General features: G+C 62.4%; 14 protein-coding genes. 7 read left to right on the top strand and 7 right to left on the bottom strand.

Going from position 1 to position 19,065, the window contains the following annotated elements; all coding sequences use genetic code 11:
* Positions 1-102 precede the first annotated feature (102 nt).
* The 7 genes from O6760_RS29925 to urtA form a co-directional block, all read right to left on the bottom strand.
* Positions 103-1,410, bottom strand: coding sequence for a UDP-glucose dehydrogenase family protein (locus tag O6760_RS29925; protein ID WP_269583304.1), 1,308 nt, complete (start codon positions 1,408-1,410; stop codon positions 103-105).
* Between the two features lie 201 nt (positions 1,411-1,611).
* A complete protein-coding gene (locus O6760_RS29920; RefSeq protein WP_269583303.1) occupies positions 1,612-2,895 on the bottom strand; it encodes an ArgE/DapE family deacylase in 1,284 nt (427 codons plus the stop codon).
* A gap of 226 nt (positions 2,896-3,121) precedes the next feature.
* Positions 3,122-3,817, bottom strand: a complete 696-nt coding sequence (urtE, locus tag O6760_RS29915; RefSeq protein ID WP_269583302.1) for an urea ABC transporter ATP-binding subunit UrtE — start codon at positions 3,815-3,817, stop codon at positions 3,122-3,124.
* A gap of 3 nt (positions 3,818-3,820) precedes the next feature.
* Positions 3,821-4,567: an urea ABC transporter ATP-binding protein UrtD gene (gene urtD, locus O6760_RS29910; protein ID WP_269583301.1), complete on the bottom strand. Its 747-nt coding sequence runs from the start codon at positions 4,565-4,567 to the stop codon at positions 3,821-3,823.
* Positions 4,568-4,571: 4 nt separating this feature from the next.
* Positions 4,572-5,807, bottom strand: a complete 1,236-nt coding sequence (urtC, locus tag O6760_RS29905) for an urea ABC transporter permease subunit UrtC (protein ID WP_269583300.1) — start codon at positions 5,805-5,807, stop codon at positions 4,572-4,574.
* Positions 5,804-7,426 (bottom strand): urea ABC transporter permease subunit UrtB, encoded by a 1,623-nt coding sequence (gene urtB, locus O6760_RS29900; protein WP_269583299.1) that lies wholly within the window; start codon positions 7,424-7,426, stop codon positions 5,804-5,806. Before urtB ends, urtC begins: the two co-directional genes overlap by 4 nt.
* A 283-nt stretch (positions 7,427-7,709) precedes the next feature.
* The gene (gene urtA / locus O6760_RS29895; protein ID WP_269583298.1) at positions 7,710-8,996 is read right to left on the bottom strand and encodes an urea ABC transporter substrate-binding protein; all 1,287 of its coding nucleotides are present in this window, start codon (positions 8,994-8,996) and stop codon (positions 7,710-7,712) included.
* A 409-nt stretch (positions 8,997-9,405) separates the two neighbouring features.
* Here urtA and O6760_RS29890 point away from each other — a divergent pair, with 409 nt between their 5' ends.
* The 7 genes from O6760_RS29890 to O6760_RS29860 all read left to right on the top strand — a co-directional run bounded on the left by O6760_RS29890 (position 9,406) and on the right by O6760_RS29860 (position 19,063).
* On the top strand, positions 9,406-9,876 hold the full coding sequence (locus O6760_RS29890; RefSeq protein ID WP_269583297.1) for an RICIN domain-containing protein: 471 nt from the start codon (positions 9,406-9,408) through the stop codon (positions 9,874-9,876).
* A gap of 182 nt (positions 9,877-10,058) precedes the next feature.
* Complete coding sequence (locus O6760_RS29885) at positions 10,059-13,448, top strand: hybrid sensor histidine kinase/response regulator (RefSeq protein WP_269583296.1); 3,390 nt, start codon at positions 10,059-10,061, stop codon at positions 13,446-13,448.
* Positions 13,438-14,352, top strand: coding sequence for a response regulator transcription factor (locus tag O6760_RS29880; RefSeq protein WP_269583295.1), 915 nt, complete (start codon positions 13,438-13,440; stop codon positions 14,350-14,352). Before O6760_RS29885 ends, O6760_RS29880 begins: the two co-directional genes overlap by 11 nt.
* 185 nt (positions 14,353-14,537) lie before the next feature.
* Positions 14,538-15,260, top strand: coding sequence for a FadR/GntR family transcriptional regulator (locus tag O6760_RS29875; RefSeq protein ID WP_269583294.1), 723 nt, complete (start codon positions 14,538-14,540; stop codon positions 15,258-15,260).
* 462 nt (positions 15,261-15,722) lie between these two features.
* On the top strand, positions 15,723-16,721 hold the full coding sequence (locus tag O6760_RS29870) for a Gfo/Idh/MocA family protein (protein WP_269583293.1): 999 nt from the start codon (positions 15,723-15,725) through the stop codon (positions 16,719-16,721).
* A gap of 3 nt (positions 16,722-16,724) precedes the next feature.
* Positions 16,725-18,299 carry an acyl CoA:acetate/3-ketoacid CoA transferase gene (locus tag O6760_RS29865; protein ID WP_269583292.1) on the top strand — a complete coding sequence of 525 codons (1,575 nt, stop codon included), beginning with the start codon at positions 16,725-16,727 and terminating at the stop codon, positions 18,297-18,299.
* The gene (locus O6760_RS29860) at positions 18,296-19,063 is read left to right on the top strand and encodes an enoyl-CoA hydratase/isomerase family protein (RefSeq protein WP_269583291.1); all 768 of its coding nucleotides are present in this window, start codon (positions 18,296-18,298) and stop codon (positions 19,061-19,063) included. The genes O6760_RS29865 and O6760_RS29860 overlap by 4 nt, the downstream gene beginning before the upstream one ends.
* The last annotated feature ends 2 nt before the right edge of the window (positions 19,064-19,065 follow it).

The following is a 19,065-nucleotide window of genomic DNA, read 5'->3' as shown; positions in this document are numbered from 1 at the left end:
GAAGAAAATGTGATGTGAAATTTTGGTAATCTGAAAAGCAGAACGCCGGGCCTGTTCAGCCCGGCGTTGCAAAAGTGGTTGTGATGCGCGTTAAGGTGGTTGTCAGTAGCTGCGGCCGACGCTGGTATACTCAAAGCCCTGGGCAGTCATGTAGTCCAGCTTGTAGATGTTGCGCAGGTCGACCACCTTCGGTGCATTGACCAGCGTCTTGACCCGATTCAGATCAAGAGCGCGGAACTGGTCCCACTCGGTGACGATTACAACCACGTCCGCATTTTCGATCGCATGGTAGGGGCCGTCGCAGAACAGGACGTCCGACATCACCTTCTCGGCTTCTTCCATGCTGGCCGGGTCGTAGGCCCGGATTTTGGCGCCGGCAGCCTGAAGTTTTTCGACAATGTCGATGCTGGGCGCCTCGCGCATGTCGTCGGTGTTCGGTTTAAAGGCAAGGCCCAGGAGCGCGATGGTTTTGCCTTGGACGTCGCCGCCCAGGAAATCTATGACCTTGTCGGCCATCTTCTTCTTGCGGGCGGCATTCACCTCGATGACGCTGTCGACGATCTTCAGGTCGGAATTTGCGTCGGCCGCGATCTTGGAGAGAGCCAGCGTATCCTTCGGGAAGCAGGAACCGCCATAGCCGGGACCGGCATGCAGGAACTTGCCGCCGATCCGGTTGTCCAGGCCGATGCCGCGGGACACTTCCTGGACGTTCGCACCGACCTTTTCGCACAGGTCCGCGATTTCGTTGATGAAGGTGATCTTGACGGCCAGGAAGGCATTGGCGGCATATTTGATCAGTTCCGACGTGCGCCGGCGGGTCACGATGATGGGCGTTTCGTTGAGATAAAGCGGCCTGTAGAGCTCCTGCATCACCTCGATGGCCCTGTCGTCTTCCGTCCCGACAACCACCCGGTCGGGGCGCTTGAAATCGTTGATGGCCGCACCTTCGCGCAGGAATTCCGGATTGGAGACAACCGCGAAATCGGCAGTCGGATTTGTCTTGGCTATGATGGCTTCAACTTCATCGCCGGTTCCGACGGGGACGGTCGACTTGTTCACGATGACTGTAAAACCGTCCAGAAGCCCGGCAATTTCCTCCGCCGCCGCGTAGACATAGGACAGGTCCGCGTGACCGTCGCCGCGGCGTGTCGGTGTGCCGACCGCAATGAACACGGCGTCGGCCTGCCGGATCGCGTCGGTCGGGTCGGTGGTGAAAAAGAGCCGTTCCTCGTCGACATTCTTCGCAACGAGGTCCTGCAGGCCGGGCTCGTAGATCGGGATCTGGCCGTCGTTGAGGGCATCGATCTTCGCTGCGTCCTTGTCGATGCAAGTCACCACGTGGCCGAAATCTGCAAAACATGTTCCCGATACCAGACCGACATAGCCGGTACCAATCATTGCAACGCGCATTCTAAAGTTCCTGCTTCTGGGCGTCATGCCGGCAGATGCCGGTCGCCGCGAGGCTGTCGAAGTGTGCCCGGATTACATCCCCGGGTTCGAAAAGACCAGACCCGAAGTCGGCCGGGCCGTCAATTTGCCGCGTCCGGTTTTGGGACGTTTACATGGCTATGGACGGTCGCGGTGACACGAGAGGCGGCATCTCAGGGCGGGTTAAGCCGGCGCGATGCCGCACCACGCAGCCGCAAACAGCGCGATCGTCTGCGTGACCCGTTTGAGGGACGGCAGGTTCACGCATTCGTCGATGCCGTGAATGTTCTTCGTCAGCGGGCCGTAGGTCAGTGAAGGAATGCCGCAATGGTTCATGTAGAGCGCGGCGTCGAGGTAGCAGGCCATGATCGAACGGTTGAGCGATGCACCGGTCACGGCGCCGTGCGCCGATGCCAGCACCGCTTCGGCGTCGGTTCCTGCTTCAAGTCGATACCCGGCCTGGCAGGTGCCTATCCATTCCAGCCTTGGATTGGCTTGCTCGAGACGCGGATCCAGGGACCCGATTTCAGACAGCATTTTTTCAAGGGCCGCCATGCGGTCTGCCGGCCGGTCCCCCGGATAGAAGCCGATCCGGCCCTCGAAACGGCACTCGAACGGAATGGAGGCCGGCCATTCCCCACCCGAGATCGTGCCGATATTGAGACTGGCCGGATTCGCGAGCTGGTCGAAACCCGGGTGATCGAGCTTTTCCGCGTTCCAGCGCGCTTCCAGAACCTTGAGCTCCTGGATCACCAGATAGGCCGCCTCGATGGCACTGAGGCCGGATTCCGGTTCGCGCGGATGGGCAGGCACGCCCTGGACGGTGATGCGGAACTTGATGACACCGGAGTTGGCGAAGGTGAGTTCTTCGTCGGTCGGTTCGGGGATCAATACCGCATCCGCGGTCGCACCGCGCAGGATGGCGGCGGCGGTACCGTTGCCGGTGACTTCCTCGTCGATGACCGACTGGAATTCCAGCGGTGCCTGAAGCTTGAAGCCTGCAGCCTCGATGGCCGCCACCGCGAAGAGATTGGCGGAAAGACCCGCCTTCATGTCTCCGGCACCGCGGCCGAACAGCCAGTCACCCTCGCGGCTGGCGGAAAAGGGCGGCCGGGTCCAGCAATCCGGTTTCGCGGTCGGTACCACATCGACATGGGCGTTCAGGATCAGCGAGCGGCCGGACGAAGCGGCGGGTGCCTTTCTGCCCGAGACGTTGAATGTATCGGCATAGTCGATTGTTGCCGGGGACCCAGCCGGGTGCTCCTTCAGGGCGGCGACGTCGAGCGGATAGGTCTCGACCTCGTAGCCTCGTTCCTTCAGCGCCCCGGAAACGATCCTCTGGACACCTGCCTCCTCGCCGCGCAGGGACGGCGCGCGGACGATCTCCTGCAGGAAAGCGACCTGGTTTTCAAACTGCGCGTCAACAGCGGAGGTTATGGCAGCGATGGCGTCTTGGGAAAGAGGCATGGGAATCCGGAGTGGTTGAAAAGAGGCGGGTGATTTGCCCGCACCCTATCAATCACGGACCGCACGTCAAATCCCGGACAGGGTCAAGTAGGACTGCGTCATCCTGAGGAGGCGCGAAGCGCCGTCTCGAAGGATCCGCAACACATTCCGGAGCAAGCGGCCGATCCTTCGAGACGGACCTTGCGGTCCTCCTCAGGATGACGCGGAAGTTTGCTTGGTCACCGGATCAAACCGTCAAGAACCGCCGGACTTCCGTCTCCGACAGGTCCGCGCCGCGGCCCGAAAGCACGATCTCGCCCCGGTCCATGACGGCGTAGTCGTCGGCGAGATCGCGGGCAAATTCGAAATACTGCTCCACCAGGACGATCGCCATGGTGCCCTGGTCGCGCAGCCAGGAAATGGCCCGGCCGATGTCCTTGATGATCGACGGCTGGATGCCTTCGGTCGGCTCGTCCAGGACAAGAAGCTTCGGCCGGGTGACCAGTGCGCGGGCAATGGCCAGTTGCTGCTGCTGGCCGCCGGAGAGGTCGCCGCCGCGGCGCGAGAGCATGTCCTTCAGCACCGGAAACAGTTCGAAAATCGTCTCCGGAACGAAACGGTCCTTGCGCGCGATCGGGGCGTAGCCGGTTTCCAGGTTTTCCTTGACCGTCAGAAGGGAAAAGATTTCCCGGCCCTGGGGCACGATGGCGATGCCCTTCTTGGCGCGGGCATGGGCGGGGAGGGCGGAGATATCCTCGCCGTCCCAGAGGATCTTGCCCGAGCTGATGCCGTGCTGGCCGGCGACGGCGCGCAAGGTCGAGGTCTTGCCGACCCCGTTTCGGCCCATCAGGCAGGTCACCTTGCCCACTTCGGCGGAGAGCGAAACCTTTTTCAGCGCCTGGGCCGCGCCGTAGTGCAGATCGATGTTGTCTACTTGCAGCATTCTTCACCGTCCCAGATAAACTTCGACAACCCGCTCGTCGGCGGACACATGGTCGAGCGAGCCTTCTGCGAGGACCGAGCCTTCGTGGAGGACCGTAACCTTGACACCCAGGGAACGCACAAACACCATGTCGTGCTCGACCACGACGACCGAGTGATCATTGGCAATATCCTTCAAGAGTTCGGCGGTTTCGGCGGTCTCCGCATCGGTCATGCCGGCGGCGGGTTCGTCGACCAGCAGCAATTTCGGATCCTGGGCGAGCAGCATGCCGATTTCCAGCCACTGCTTCTGGCCGTGGCTCAGGTTGGCGGCCAGCTCACCCCGTTTCGGCCCCAGCCGGATCAGGTCGAGCAGATAGTCGAGGCGTTTCTTTTCAGCCTGCGCGATCACGTGAAAGAGGGTGGCGAAAGGCCCGCGCGGGGCCTTGAGGGCCAGTTCCAGGTTGTCCTGCACCGTGTGGCTTTCGAACACGGTCGGCTTCTGGAACTTGCGGCCGATACCGAGTTCGGCGATCGAGGCCTCGTCTTCGCCGGTCAGGTCGACGGTGCCGTTGAAAAAGACCTCTCCGGTGTCGGGCCGGGTCTTGCCGGTGATGACGTCCATCATCGTGGTCTTGCCGGCGCCGTTCGGGCCGATGATGGCGCGCATCTCGCCGGGGGCAATCGTCAGCGACAGGTCGTTCAGCGCCTTGAAGCCGTCAAAGGAGACAGACACGCCGTCGAGATACAATAGGCTTGTGGCTCTGGCCATCTGCTTACTCCGCTGGCTGGGGTTCGGCGTCGGCCGGAACGGTCGAGGCGGAAGGTTTCGGGCTGACATTCGCCGGTGAGGCGGGTGATTGCGGCGGCGCGGGCGGTTCGTCAGAACCTGCCTCGTAGGCCGCCGATACCTTGCGCTGGCGCAGGGCCGTCCAGCCCTGGCTGAAAGTGCCCAGGATACCCTTTGGCAGGAACAGGGTGACGAATACGAACAATCCCCCGAGCGCGAACAGCCAGATGTCCGGCAGGGCGGCGGTGAACCAGGTCTTGGCGAAGTTCACCAGAACCGCGCCAAGAACGGCGCCGACAAGCGTGCCGCGGCCGCCGACTGCCACCCAGATCACGACCTCGATGGAGTTGGCCGGTGCGAACTCGCCCGGATTGATGATGCCGACCTGGGGCACGTAGAGCGCCCCGGCGATGCCGGCCATCATGGCGGACAGCGTCCATACGAACAGCTTGTAATGTTCGACCCGGTAGCCGAGGAAGCGTGTCCGGCTTTCAGCATCGCGTACCGCCACCAGCACCTTGCCCAGCTTGGAGCGCGTGATCGCGCGGCAGATCACGAAACACACGACCAGCGCCAGGCCCGAGGCTGCGAACAGGCCGGCGCGGGTCGTGTCGGCCTGAATGTCGAAGCCGAGGATGTCCTTGAAATCGGTCAGGCCGTTGTTGCCGCCAAATCCCATGTCATTGCGGAAGAAGGCCAGCAGCAGGGCATAGGTCAGCGCCTGGGTAATGATCGAGAGATAGACTCCGGTGACGCGCGAGCGGAAAGCAAACCAGCCAAAGACGAAGGCGAGCAGACCCGGCACCAGCAGCACCATCAGGGCCGCGAACCAGAACATGTCGAAGCCGTACCAGTACCAGGGCAGTTCCTGCCAGTTCAGGAACACCATGAAATCCGGCAGGATCGGGTCGCCATAGACACCGCGCGTGCCGATCTGGCGCATCAGGTACATGCCCATGGCATAGCCGCCGAGCGCAAAGAACGCCGCGTGCCCGAGCGAGAGAATGCCGCAATAGCCCCAGACAAGGTCGACCGCCAGCGCCAGCAGCGCATAGGTCAGGTACTTGCCCATCAGCGTGACGGCATAGGTCGGCACGTGGAAGGCCGATCCTTCCGGAACCAGCAGGTTGCCGGCCGGCACGAGGATGATCACGGCGGCCATGAGGGCGAGAAAAACCCCGGCCCGGGCATCCATGGCGCGGAAAAGGAAGGACGACATCATGCTTCGACTGCCCGGCCCTTGAGGGCGAACAGCCCCCTCGGACGCTTCTGGATAAAGAGAATGATGAACACGAGCACGAAGATCTTGCCGAGCACCGCACCGGCATAGGGCTCAAGGAACTTGTTGACCACGCCGAGCGTCATTGCACCGACAAGCGTGCCCCAGAGATTTCCGACCCCGCCGAAGACCACGACCATGAAACTGTCGATGATGTAGCCCTGGCCGAGGTTCGGCGAGACGTTGTCGATCTGGCTGAGCGCCACGCCGGCAATGCCGGCAATGCCCGAGCCGAGCCCGAAGGTGAGGGCATCGACCCAGGGCGTGCGGATGCCCATGGAGGCGGCCATGCGCCGGTTCTGGGTGACGGCCCTCGTGTAGAGCCCGAAGGGGGTCTTCTTCAGGACCAGCATCAGTCCGGCAAAGACCAGCATCGCAAAGACGATGATCCACATGCGGTTATAGGTGATCGTCATCTGGCCGATCTCGAAGGCGCCGGACATCCAGTCCGGATTGCCGACCTCGCGGTTTGTGGGGCCGAACAGCGAGCGCACCGCCTGCTGCAGGACCAGGGAAATGCCCCAGGTGGCCAGCAGCGTTTCCAGCGGCCGGCCGTAAAGCCAGCGGATGACGCCGCGCTCGATGGCAACGCCGACAAGGCCGGAGGCAAGGAAGGCCAGCGGCAGGGCGATGAACAGGGAGTATTCGAACAGGCCCGGCGCGGAGGTGCGGATCAGTTCCTGCACCACGAATGTTGTGTAGGCGCCGATCATGACCATCTCGCCATGGGCCATGTTGATGACGCCCATGACGCCGAAGGTGATGGCCAGACCGATGGCGGCCAGCAGCAGGACGGAGCCGAGCGACAGGCCGTACCAGATATTCTGTGCCGCATCCCAGGCGGCGATGGACTTCTCGATCTTGGCGATCGCCTGCGTGGCGGCGTCGCGCACGGCGCCTTCGGTGGAGGATTGCACACCGAGCAGGAGTGACAGCGCGTCCCGGTTGCCCATGTCGGACAGGGTCTGGACCGCGTCCAGCTTTTGCGCCTCGTCCATGTCGGAATTGAGAACCGCCGCGGCACGGGCTTCTTCCATGACCTTGCGCACACTGTCATCCGTTTCGGCGGCCAGTGCGGCGTCGAGCGCCTCGATGCCGTCCGGATCCTGCGCCTTGAAAATGGCTTCGGCCGCCTGGCGGCGCACGGCAGGGTCCGGTGCCATCAGGGTCAGCGAGCCGAGTGCGGAGCGGATTACCCGGCGCAGCCGGTTGTTGACCTTGATCTTCTTGACCTCGCGCCGGCCGGCTTCACCGGCGGCTTCCAGCGTCAGAGGGTCGGTCAGCGCGTAGCCTTTGCCCTCCTTCTTCGTGATGAACACTGCCCCGTCGGATTTGCGGAAATAGAGATCGCCTTCACCGAGCGCCTCGAGCGCGGGCGCGACAATCGGGTCACCGGTGGCGGCCAGTGCTTCGATCTGTTTCTGCGTCTGGTCGTATTTGCCTTCCGCCAGCTCGTTGATCAGCGGGCGCAGGCTTTCCGGATCGGACTGGGCGAGGGCTGGCCCCGCAACAACGCTGGTAATCAGCGCGAAGAAAAGAAGTAATGGTCTTGCCAGGGACATCGTGTCCGCCTTGAGGATTGGAAGATTTCGGCCGCCTGTTGGCGGCTTTCATTTGCAATGAACCCCCACCCCTAACCCCTCCCCACAAGAGGGAGGGAGACCAGGTCTTGCCTGCCTTAGCACCCTGCCTAATGCGACCTTGCCTATGTGAAACGGGCAGCAGGGTCTGGTTCGGCGGAATTCCCCTCCCCCTTGTGGGGAGGGGGTAGGGGTGGGGGGCCTTCCCGGCTCGAAGCCGGGAAAAGGAACGGGCCCGGAGGCCCGTCCCAACTCCGTTCCTCCCTTAGGACCCGGAGCCGCCGCACTTGCCGGTGGCGGTGTTGAAGTTGCCGCAGGAGAGCGGTGCACGCCAATCGGAGATCAGGTCCTTGGAGCCTTCCAGGTAATCGGACCAGGCGTCGCCGACGACGAGGCCGGAGGTCTCCCAGACGGTTTCGAACTGGCCGTCATCCTGGATCTCGCCGATCAGCACCGGTTTGGTGATGTGGTGGTTCGGCATCATGGCGGACATGCCGCCGGTCAGGTTCGGAACCGAGACGCCGACGATGGCGTCGATGACCGCGTCCGGATCGGTGGTGCCGGCCTTCTCGACCGCTTCGACCCACATGTTGAAGCCGATGAAGTGCGCTTCCATCGGGTCGTTGGTCACGCGCTCGTCGTCACCGATGAAGGCCTGCCAGGTTTCGATGAACTCGGCGTTGGCGTCGGTGTCGGCGGACTGGAAGTAGTTCCAGGCGGCGAGGTGACCGACCAGCGGAGCGGTGTCGAGACCGGCGAGTTCCTCTTCACCCACGGAGAAGGCCACGACCGGAATGTCCTCGGCCTTGATGCCGGCATTGCCGAGTTCCTTGTAGAAGGGAACGTTGGCGTCGCCGTTGATGGTGGAGACCACGGCGGTCTTCTTGCCGGCCGAGCCGAAGGTCTTGATGTCGGAGACGATCGTCTGCCAGTCGGAATGACCGAACGGCGTGTAGTTGATCATGATGTCTTCTTCGGCGACACCCTTGGACTTCAGGTAGGCTTCCAGGATCTTGTTGGTCGTGCGCGGATAGACATAGTCGGTACCGGCCAGGACCCAGCGCTCGACGCCTTCCTCGTTCATCAGGTAGTCGACGGCCGGAATGGCCTGCTGGTTCGGCGCCGCGCCGGTGTAGAAGACGTTGCGCTGGCTTTCCTCGCCTTCGTACTGGACCGGATAGAACAGCAGCGAGTTCAGTTCCTCGAAGACCGGCAGAACGGACTTGCGCGACACGGAGGTCCAGCAACCGAAGACGGCGTCAACACCGTTGACCTCGATCAGCTCACGCGCCTTTTCCGCGAACAGCGGCCAGTCGGAGGCCGGGTCGACGACGACGGCTTCCAGTTTCTTGCCGAGAAGGCCGCCCTTCTTGTTCTGCTCCTCGATGAGCATCAGCATGGCGTCTTTGAGCGTGGTTTCCGAGATCGCCATCGTGCCGGACAGCGAATGCAGGATACCGACCTTGATGGTGTCTTCCTGGGCGGCAGCGCCGCCGATCATGGTGGAGGCCATCAGGCCGGCAAGTGCAAGTTTGGTGAAAGTCGTTTTCATGAATGTTCCCCTATTGATGACATCACCGGTTCCCACGCCGGTGATCTGCGGCAGGAAGGAGCGCCGCTGTCGGGGAAGGATCGTGCGCCGGATGTGCCGCGCCGCAACATACGTCAATTGACGTAAGTCGCGTGAGATTGCCTTTCACACCTCACAGATATGCTCTGATTGTCATGCGGACTGCCCAGGAAGAACGTTTTGCGTTCGCTATTGAAGTGTTTTTGGGGTTTGATCAAAAAGGGGGACGGTACCAATCGCAGTATTCCGAAATGATTTCCGGGAGTGACTGACTTGTATTGCCATCGAGACAAGAGTGAGGGAACTTATGTTTGGACGTCGTGATCACGGCAATTTTGCAAATTCAATTTCTTTGTTTCTCACCGCTGCCGTCGCCCTTGGTACGACAGTCTTGCCGGCTGCTGCGGCGTCCATCGACCAGCAATCCTTTTACCGTCTGACCACCCAGTTCCGTGGCAGCGGCATGTGTCTCGATGTCTTCAACGGCGGCGACAAGAACAACATGACCCACCTCGCGCCCTGTGCGGACTTCAGCGGACAATATTGGCGGTTGCAGGCGGCCGGCCCGGGATATTACCGGCTTACGACCATGTTCCGCGGCGCAAACATGTGCCTTGACGTGTTTAACGGCGGGCCGCTCAACAACCAGCCCCATCTTACGCAATGCGCCAACTACTCCGGACAATTGTGGCAGATCACGGAACAAGGTGGCTGGAGCCGGTTGACCACGCAGTTTCGCGGTACCGGCATGTGCCTGGATATTTTCAACGGCGGCCCGGACAACAACATGCCTCACCTCACGAACTGTGCAAATTACTCCGGACAGTTCTGGCAGCTGACCAGAACGGACAAGCGCTTCTAGCCGCTTCCGGCTGGTCGGAGACGTGGGAAGACTGGACCCCGGCACAGGGGAGCAAGTCCCGGCACAAAATTTGCTCAGTCGCAATTATCGGTTAAGAATGAGGTTGTAGCGGGCGGCGTTCCTTTGCTTTCTGAAAAGATGTGCGTAAAAATTAGGCGAATGCCTATTTGTGAGGCGGGCTGGTGACGGCTCGCCAACGCATTCTGCCGGTTCGACGCCAGTACAACAAATGGGTCAACAACCAGACCCTGGAAGACTATGCCCTGCGTTTTACCGCCAAGAGCGCGCGCCGGTTCTCTTCCCGTGCCATCTCGCAAACGGCCATCGGCGCAATATCCTTCCTGGCCCTGGAAGCCATTGGCGGCGCCATCACCCTGTCGCACGGTACCGCCAACGCCTTTCTCGCCATCCTGGTGGGCAGCCTCGTCCTGCTCGTCGTCGGCCTGCCGATCAGCCGCTATGCCATGCGCTACGGCGTCGACATCGATCTTCTGACCCGGGGGGCGGGCTTCGGCTATATCGGTTCGACCGTGACCTCGCTGATCTATGCCAGCTTCACCTTCATCCTGTTCGCTATCGAGGCGTCGATCATGTCGAGCGCGCTCGAATTCGCCTTCGGCGTGCCGCTCTGGCTTGGCTATATCATCAGTGCGGTGGCGGTGATCCCGCTGGTGACCCACGGGATCACCTGGATCAGCCGGTTCCAGCTTGCCACCCAGCCTTTCTGGATCATCCTGAACATCCTGCCATTCATTTTCATCATCTTCACCGACTGGCAGGCGGTCGGCACATGGCTGAGTTTCACCGGGATCGATCCGGTCACGCAGGCGCCGCGTCAAAGCGAGGGCGGATGGGCCAGCATCAACCTGATCAGCTTCGGAGCAGCCTCCGCCGTGATCCTGGCGCTGATGGCGCAGATCGGCGAACAGGTCGATTTCCTTCGGTTCCTGCCTGCCCAGGATTTCGCCCGCAAGCGCCACCGCCTGGCGCTGTTCCTGGCCGGGCCGGGCTGGGTCGTTCTCGGCGCACCGAAGATGATCGCCGGGTCCTTTCTGGCGGTGCTGGTGTTGTCGCACGGTGTGCCGGTCGGCCACGCGGACGAACCCTCGCGCATGTATGCCGTTGCCTTCGGCTACATGATCCCGAATGAAACCGTGGTGCTGTTGCTGATGGCCGCCTTCGTGGTGGTGGCGCAGCTCAAGATCAATGTCATGAACGCCTATGCGGGCTCGCTCGCCTGGTCGAACTTCTTTTCCCGGCTGACCCATTCCCACCCGGGGCGGGTGGTCTGGCTCGTGTTCAATGTCGGCATCGCGCTGCTTTTGATGGAGCTCGGCATCTACGGCCTGCTTGAGGAGACGCTCGGCGTCTTTTCCATCGTCGCCATGGCGTGGCTGTCTGCAATCTCGGCGGATCTCTTCATCAACAAGCCGTTCGGGCTGTCTCCACCGGGAATCGAATTCAAGCGGGCCCATCTTTACGACATCAATCCGGTGGGCACGGGAGCGATGCTGCTGGCGACGACCGTCTCGCTGGCCGCACATTTCGAGCTGTTCGGCGATATCGCCGCGGCACTGGCGACCTTCCTGGCCATGGCCATAGCTTTCGTCGCCGCGCCGGTGATTGCCTACCTGACCAAGGGGCGGTTCTACCTTGCCCGCAAGCCGCGCCAGAGTTGGCAGGCGAAGGATCAGATCGCCTGTTCCATCTGCGAGAACCCGTTCGAGCCGGAGGACATGGCCTATTGCCCGGCCTATCAGGCGCCGATCTGCTCGCTGTGCTGTTCCCTCGATGCGCGCTGTCACGACAGCTGCAAGCCGAAGGCACGCGTCGCCCACCAGGTCGGTACGGTTGCCTCCCGGTTCCTGCCGGAAACCGCGCTGGTCTATCTTCGGTCCCGGCTGGGCCGTTATGCGCTCGCGTCCGCCCTGTCCATGACGGGCATCGGTCTCGTGCTGTGGATCATCTATGCCCAGGCCGCCAGCCGGCTGGGGGATCCGACGGGCATCATTGCCCAGACAGTCGCCCTGATCTTCTTCGTCTTTGCGGTCGTCGCGGGAATTGCCTGCTGGTTCCTGGTCCTGGCCCACGACACGCGCCGCGTGGCGGAAGAGGAGTCCGCCCGGCAGAACGCATTGCTGCAACGGGAAATCGATGCGCACAGGATCACCGACGCGGCCTTGCAAAAGGCCAAGGAAAACGCCGAAGCGGCCAACCTTGCCAAGAGCCGCTACGTTGTCGGTCTCAGTCACGAGCTTCGCACACCGCTCAATGCGGTGATGGGATATGCCCAGGTGCTGGAGCGCGACGAGAGCCTGCCGCCCGAACGCAAACCGGCAATCAGCACGATCCGGCGCAGTGCCGAGCATCTGTCCGGTCTCATCGACGGCCTGCTGGACATTTCCCGGATCGAGGCGGGCCGGCTGCAGATCTATTCCAACGAGATCAACATTCACGAGTTTCTCGACCAGATCGTCGACATGTTTCGCATGCAGGCCGCCGCAAAAGGGCTCAGCTTCCACTATGAGCGGGCCTCCAACCTGCCGGTGTTCGTGCGCACGGACGAAAAACGCCTGCGCCAGATCCTCGTCAACTTGCTGTCCAATGCGATCAAGTTTACCGGGGAAGGCGGGGTTTCGATCGCGGTCGGCTACAGGTCGCAGGTGGCCAGTTTTGTCGTTTCCGACAGCGGACCGGGTGTCGAGCTGGAGGACCAGGCAAAGATCTTCGAACCGTTCGGGCGCAGCCGTGCCGCCAGCGGCGGGCGCGTGCCGGGTCTGGGGCTCGGTCTGACAATCACCAAGCTCCTGACCGAGACCATGGGCGGGGCGATTGCCCTGTCCAGCGAAGCCGGCAAGGGTGCTTCTTTCGAGGTGCGCCTGATGCTGGCGGCGGTGGACCGCCCGGTGGACACCATCAGGCTGGAGCGGCAGGTCCGGGGCTATCAGGGTGCGCGGCGGACCATTGCCGTGGTCGACGACAATCCGGATCATCGCGCCCTGGTGGGCGATATACTCAAACCCATCGGATTCGACGTGGTGGAAGCCGATAGCGGCCGCGCCTGTCTGGAAAGCGTTGCGGCGTTGGGGCCGGATCTTTACCTGGTCGACATTCTGATGCCGGGCATGAACGGCTGGGAGCTGGCCGAGGCCTTGCGGGACGGCGGTGTTGCGGCACCGATCATCATGCTCTCGGCCAATATCGGCGACCAGAGCCTGCGCCCGGACGGACCTGTCCACCACTCGGCAACGCTTGCAAAGCCGTTCGACATCGGCCAGCTCTACGACCTGTTGCAGAAGCATATGGGCGTGGTCTGGACGGAACAGGCGAATGACCGTGCAAGTTCGCCTGCGCCTGCTGCTCCGCTGCGCTCTCCCGGCGCGGATCACGTAGCCGATCTGATGTCCCTCGCCGATATCGGATTTGTGGAAGGGATCGAGGCCAAATTGAGCGAACTGGCGGATACCCCGGAAAACCGGCCCTTGATCGAGGAGTTGCAAGGCCATCTCGCCCGGTTTGATTTCGATGGCTACAGAAATGTCTTGAGCGGACTGGAAACCCATGACGGATGAACGCCGAGATACGGTTCTGGTGGTGGACGACAGTCCGGACACCCTGGGGTTCGTCACCGAAGCCCTGAAGAAAACCGGCATTGCCGTCCTGGTCGCGACCAGCGGCGAGGCGGCGCTGAAGATATGCGAGCGGGTGACGCCGGACACGATCCTGATGGATGCCGTGATGCCGGGGCTGGACGGGTTCGATACCTGCCGCCGGATCAAGGACAATCCGGCCCTGCGGCATGTCCCCGTGATCTTCATGACCGGGCTGTCCGAAACCGAGCATATCGTCAAGGCGCTGGATTCCGGCGGTGTCGATTTTCTCACCAAGCCGATCGATGTCGACGAACTCAAGGCCCGGATCAGGGTCCACCTGAAAAATGCACGTTCCGTTCAAAGCGCCCATGTGGCGCTCGACGCGGCCGGCCGTCATCTGGTTGCGGTTTCGGCGGAAGGCACGGTGCTGTGGTCGACACCGCAGATCCATAATCTGCTGGCGCGTACCGGGGCCGCGGAGACCAGCCTGTTCCGGCTTGGTCAGGCGCTGGGTGACTGGCTCGAGGGCGTGAGCGAGGGCGAGGGAAGACGCAAGAGCTTCATGCTTGGCCTCTCCGAGGATCTTGCCGTCCAGCTGCATCCGCTTGGACGTGTCGGGCCCGACGAGAATCTCTTCCGGGTCACCGCGGAAGACGAGGCCGGCCAGGTGCAGGCGCTTCAGGAACGCTTCGAGCTCACCCAGCGCGAGGCAGAGGTCCTGATCTGGATTTCCAAGGGCAAGTCCAACAAGGATATCGGCGAAATCCTGGGCCTTTCGCCGCGTACGGTGAACAAACATCTGGAGCAGATCTTCGTCAAACTCGGTGTCGAGAACCGGGCCTCGGCGGCGGTTCGCGCCGCCGAAATTATCTTTTCACTGTAACGATTCCGACCTGAACGCGCGCAAAGGCTTTCCGAACGGAAAGCGCGGCTCGACAAGACCCGCGCCTTGCCCTATGCATGCATTGGCGCGCGGTATTAGCCAAAAGGATTAGATGGGTTGAGCTGCGCGCGGGGCCGCTGACAAGAAAGAAACGCCCGCGGGATAGGGCAAGAGGAGCGTGGCTTATGACGGAATTTCGGGAGGTGCGGCGTTCGTCGCTGTTGCCGGATCAGATCGCCGCCGACATCATGGCGAAAATATCGGACGGCGAGTTGTTGCCGGGGGACACGCTTCCGACCGAGCACGCGCTTGCGGGGACGTTCGGTGTCAGCCGGAATGTGGTGCGTGAAGCAATCGCCCGCCTGCGTTCGGACGGGATCGTGGAATCACGCCAGGGACGCGGCGCAGTGGTCAAGCCGATCTCGGAGCGGGAGACGTTTCGCGTCGACATTCATTCGCTGGGAAAATCCGGGAACCTGGCCGACCTGTTCGAACTGCGCGGCCTTCTGGAAATCGAGGCGGCGGGTCTGGCGGCGGTCCGCAGGACGTCCCTGGATATCGAGGAAATGTGCAAGGCGATTGCCGAACTCGATGGTGACTTCCAGTTCGACGAGCGCCGCCTGGAAGCCGACGCGGCCTTTCACCGGGCGGTCGGCAAGGCGGCGGGCAATGCCTATCTCTATGGGATCATCTGTTACATATCGTCCCGATTGAAGGAAACCACGCGTGTGACCTCAAACATCTACACAAGAGATGATCTCGTGCAGGTGACACGCAACGAGCACCTCAAGATACTGAAGTCGATCGAGGCGGGCGACCGCGCCGGAGCGCGCAAGGCCATGGCCGCGCATATCGGCGGGGCTTCCGAGCGGCTGAAGGTGCCGGTCAGGTCGGTCAGCCTTCTTTAATACCAACCGCAATTAATGGGAACCGATCTGATGTCGTTGTTCCGGTTTGCCGGCAAGGCGCGTTGCGCAGGACGGCCTGGTTGGCCGTTCAAGCGGCGCAACGCCGTCCGGCGGGCCGGAACAGGCCACCGAAGGCCGCGTTTGGAGGCTGTTCTGCCGCGTCGCAGATTTTGGACGATACCCCGTATCGATCTGCAATCTGCTCCTTGCCGAACAGTCTCCAAACGCGGTCAGATGGGTTCCTATTAATTGCGGTTGGTATAAGCCGGTATTTCCGCGTTACGCGCGTTGAAACCACCACCGGCTGGCATGGCCGCGTGGCCGCCCCAGCAGCCTCGAACCGTCGCGGCCTCGACTTTTTCAGATTCCTTTCTTGACAATTTTGGAACGTTCCAATAATCAAAATGAAGAATTGGAACGTTCCAAAAAAGATAGAACAAGTGTTGCAGTTGGGAGATCAGAATGCGGTGGGCTCTGATAGGCGCGAGCCGGATTGCGTCGAGCTACATGATGGATGCGATGCGGGCACAGGGTGGAAGCATCCTGTCGGTGCTCAGCTCGGATGCCGGCCGCGGCGAAGACTATGCGCGCGAACACGGTATTGACCGGAGCTATACCGATCTCGGTACGCTGCTTGAAGACGACAGCGTCAATGCCGTCTACATCTCCACGACCAACGAAAAACACCATGCGCAGGCGCTGGCGGCGATCGCGGCCGGCAAGCATGTCCTGTGCGAAAAGCCGCTGGCAATGACGCTGGACGAAGCGTGCGAGATGGTCCGCGCCGCACGGGACAAGGGTGTCGTCTTCGCGACCAACCACCATTTGCGAAATGCCGGCTCCCACCTTGCCATCCGGGAGCTGATCCGGTCGGGCCGCATCGGCCAGGTTCTGAGTGCACGGGTCTTTCACGCCGTCAGCCTGCCGGAGGCCCTGCGGGGCTGGCGCATCAACGACGCGGCCGCCGGCGGCGGCGTCATTCCGGACATCACCGTCCATGACGCCGACACGGTTCGCTTCCATCTGGGTGAGGATCCTCTGGACGTCGTCGCCAAGGCAGGCGCGTCCGGCCTGGGGCAGGGGGTAGAGGACAGCGTCATGTCGGTCTGGTCGATGCCCTCTGGCGTCATGGTGGAGAGCCACGAGAGCTTCACTCACCCCTTTGCCGGCACCGGCATCGAGTTCCATGGCACGAGGGGATCGATCTTCGCGCGCAACGTCATGACACAGGAACCGGTCGGCGAGGTCACCCTGGTCGATGCGGCGGGCACGCACGCGGTCCCGTTCGAGACACACAATCTCTACGAATACGCCCTCGGCCTCTTCAGAGGCGCTGTGGCGGGCAAAGGAGCTCCGTCGGCGGATGGCGTTGACGGCATCAAGTCGCTTGCGGTTGCCCTGGCCGTGCGGGAGGCCGCGCAGAGCGGCCGGGCCGTTGCCGTCGACTACGGAGGCTATTGAACCATGGTCTCCAAGATCGTCTCCATGGAAGACGCGGCCGGCCGCATCGCGGACGGTGCGGTCGTCACCGTTTCCTCTTCCTCCGGCCTCGGGTGCCCGGACCGGATCCTGAAAGCCATTGGCGACAGGTTCGACCGGGAAGGGCACCCGAGGAACCTTACGACCCTGCATCCGATCGCCGCCGGTGACATGTACGGCATCAAGGGCATCGACCACATTGCCAAGGACGGGTTGCTGTCGACCATCATCGCCGGGTCCTACCCATCCGGACCATCGTCCCTGCCGATGCCGGAGATCTGGCGCATGCTGGTCGACAACCGGGTCGCTGCCTACAACGTGCCTTCGGGTATCCTCTTCGACATGCACCGCGACGTCGCGGCGCGCCGTCCGGGCGTAATGACCAAGGTGGGCCTCGACACGTTTGTGGATCCCGTTCGCCAGGGTTGCGCCATGAACGAGGCGGCCGCGGCCAGACCGATCGTCAACCGTCTGGAACTCGCCGGCGAGACATGGCTGCATTTCCCGAACATCGTGCCCGACGTCGCCATCGTCCGTGCAACGACGGCGGATGAAAGCGGCAACCTGACCTACGAGCACGAGGGCGCCTATCTCGGCGGCCTCGAACAGGCCATCGCCGTGCGCAACCATGGCGGCCTGGTGATTGCCCAGGTCAAGCGTGTCACCGCTTGCGGATCCCTTCGGCCCCATGACGTGCGCATTCCCGGTCACCTGGTCGACCTGATCGTGGTCGATCCCGACCAGCGCCAGACCACCGAAACGGATTACGATCCCGCCATTTCGGGTGAAGTCATGCGGCCCTGGAACAGTTTTTCCCTGGCCGAGCACAGTGTGGAAAAGGTTGTTGCAAGGCGCGCGGCGATGGAACTGCGCGCCGGCCAGACGGCAAATCTCGGCTTCGGCATTTCCGCGATCGTTCCCCGCGTCCTGCTGGAGGCGGGCCACGAACAGGCCGTCACCTGGGCGATCGAGCAGGGTGCGACCGGCGGCATGCCGCTGACGGGTTTTGCCTTCGGCTGCGCGTCGAATGCCGATGCCTTCATGCCGTCGCCGCAGCAGTTCACCTATTTTCAGGGTGGCGGTTTCGACGTCTCGTTCCTGTCGTTTCTCGAGGTCGACCTGGAGGGCAACGTCAATGTCTCCAAGCTCGGCAAGAAGCCTTACCTCACCGCGGGCTGCGGTGGTTTTGTCGACATCACCGCCAATGCCGGAAAAATCGTCTTTTCCGGCCTGTTCGAGGCCGGTGCCGAGATCGACCTGACCCCCGATGCCCTCAAGGTGAAGACGCCGGGCAGGTTCACCAAGATGGTCGACGAGGTCGAGCACGTCACCTTCTCCGGACGCCGCGCCCGGGACCTTGGACAGGAGGTGCTCTATGTCACCGAGCGCTGCGTGATCGAGCTGACCGGAAACGGCCTGACGGCAACCGAAATCATGCCGGGCATCGACCCGCAGAAGGACATTGTCGACGCGTCCGGTGGTCGGGTGAAGCTGGCAGGCAACCTGCGGGTGATGCCGACATCGTTGCTGAATGAAGGTGCGATGGAGCTGTCCCTATGAGCGCCCTGCACCTGATCCGCCACGGCAGTGTCGCCGAGCTGAGGCTGGACAATCCCGCGAAACTGAACGCCTTCACGCTCGAAATGCTCGAAGCCGTCGAACCGCATTGTGCCGAGATCTTGCGGGATGACAGCATCCGCGCCGTTGTCATCAGCGCCGAGGACAGCCGTGCCTTCTGTGCCGGTGCCGACATTGTTGCCTGGTCTGAACTGGAACCCTGGGAATTCGCCCGCAACTGGGTGCGCTACGGGCATCGGATCTTCGACCGCCTGGCGCGGCTCGCCAAGCCGACGATTGCGGCCGTGAACGGTCACGCCTTTGGCGGCGGTCTGGAATTTGCCGGGACAGCCGACATGCGCGTCATGTCGCCGGGCGCAACGTTGGCCCTTCCGGAAGCTGCGGTCGGCATCGTGCCCGGCTGGTCGGGCACCCAGCGGCTGGTCCGGCTGCTCGGCGAACCGCTTGTGAAGGAAATGGCGCTGTTCGGCCGCAGGATATCGGCGGAGCGCGCCTTTGCCGCCGGGTTCTGCGCGGAGATCACGGAAGACCCGCGCACCAGGGCCTTCGAGATCGCGGAGGAGCAGGCGAACCGGTCATCCTGCGCCATCGAGGTCGCGAAATACATGATCCACGCAGCCGTCGATGAAGACCGCGGTGCCATGATCGAGGCCCTTGGCGCGGGCATGATCGGGCAAACGGCGGACCGGACCGAGGGGGTGACCGCCTTCCGTGAAAAACGCAAACCGAATTTCCCTGGAAAATGACC

This window comes from Roseibium sp. Sym1 (assembly GCF_027359675.1).
Taxonomy (GTDB): domain Bacteria; phylum Pseudomonadota; class Alphaproteobacteria; order Rhizobiales; family Stappiaceae; genus Roseibium.
This window is presented reverse-complemented; position numbering and strand designations above follow the sequence as displayed.

Coding starts and splice junctions, on each gene's coding strand:
- O6760_RS29925 (WP_269583304.1), bottom strand. CDS start 1,410: ATGCGCGTTGCAATGATTGGTACCGGCTATGTCGGTCTGGTATCGGGA.
- O6760_RS29920 (WP_269583303.1), bottom strand. CDS start 2,895: ATGCCTCTTTCCCAAGACGCCATCGCTGCCATAACCTCCGCTGTTGAC.
- urtE (WP_269583302.1), bottom strand. CDS start 3,817: ATGCTGCAAGTAGACAACATCGATCTGCACTACGGCGCGGCCCAGGCG.
- urtD (WP_269583301.1), bottom strand. CDS start 4,567: ATGGCCAGAGCCACAAGCCTATTGTATCTCGACGGCGTGTCTGTCTCC.
- urtC (WP_269583300.1), bottom strand. CDS start 5,807: ATGATGTCGTCCTTCCTTTTCCGCGCCATGGATGCCCGGGCCGGGGTT.
- urtB (WP_269583299.1), bottom strand. CDS start 7,426: ATGTCCCTGGCAAGACCATTACTTCTTTTCTTCGCGCTGATTACCAGC.
- urtA (WP_269583298.1), bottom strand. CDS start 8,996: ATGAAAACGACTTTCACCAAACTTGCACTTGCCGGCCTGATGGCCTCC.
- O6760_RS29880 (WP_269583295.1), top strand. CDS start 13,438: ATGACGGATGAACGCCGAGATACGGTTCTGGTGGTGGACGACAGTCCG.
- O6760_RS29875 (WP_269583294.1), top strand. CDS start 14,538: ATGACGGAATTTCGGGAGGTGCGGCGTTCGTCGCTGTTGCCGGATCAG.
- O6760_RS29870 (WP_269583293.1), top strand. CDS start 15,723: ATGCGGTGGGCTCTGATAGGCGCGAGCCGGATTGCGTCGAGCTACATG.
- O6760_RS29865 (WP_269583292.1), top strand. CDS start 16,725: ATGGTCTCCAAGATCGTCTCCATGGAAGACGCGGCCGGCCGCATCGCG.
- O6760_RS29860 (WP_269583291.1), top strand. CDS start 18,296: ATGAGCGCCCTGCACCTGATCCGCCACGGCAGTGTCGCCGAGCTGAGG.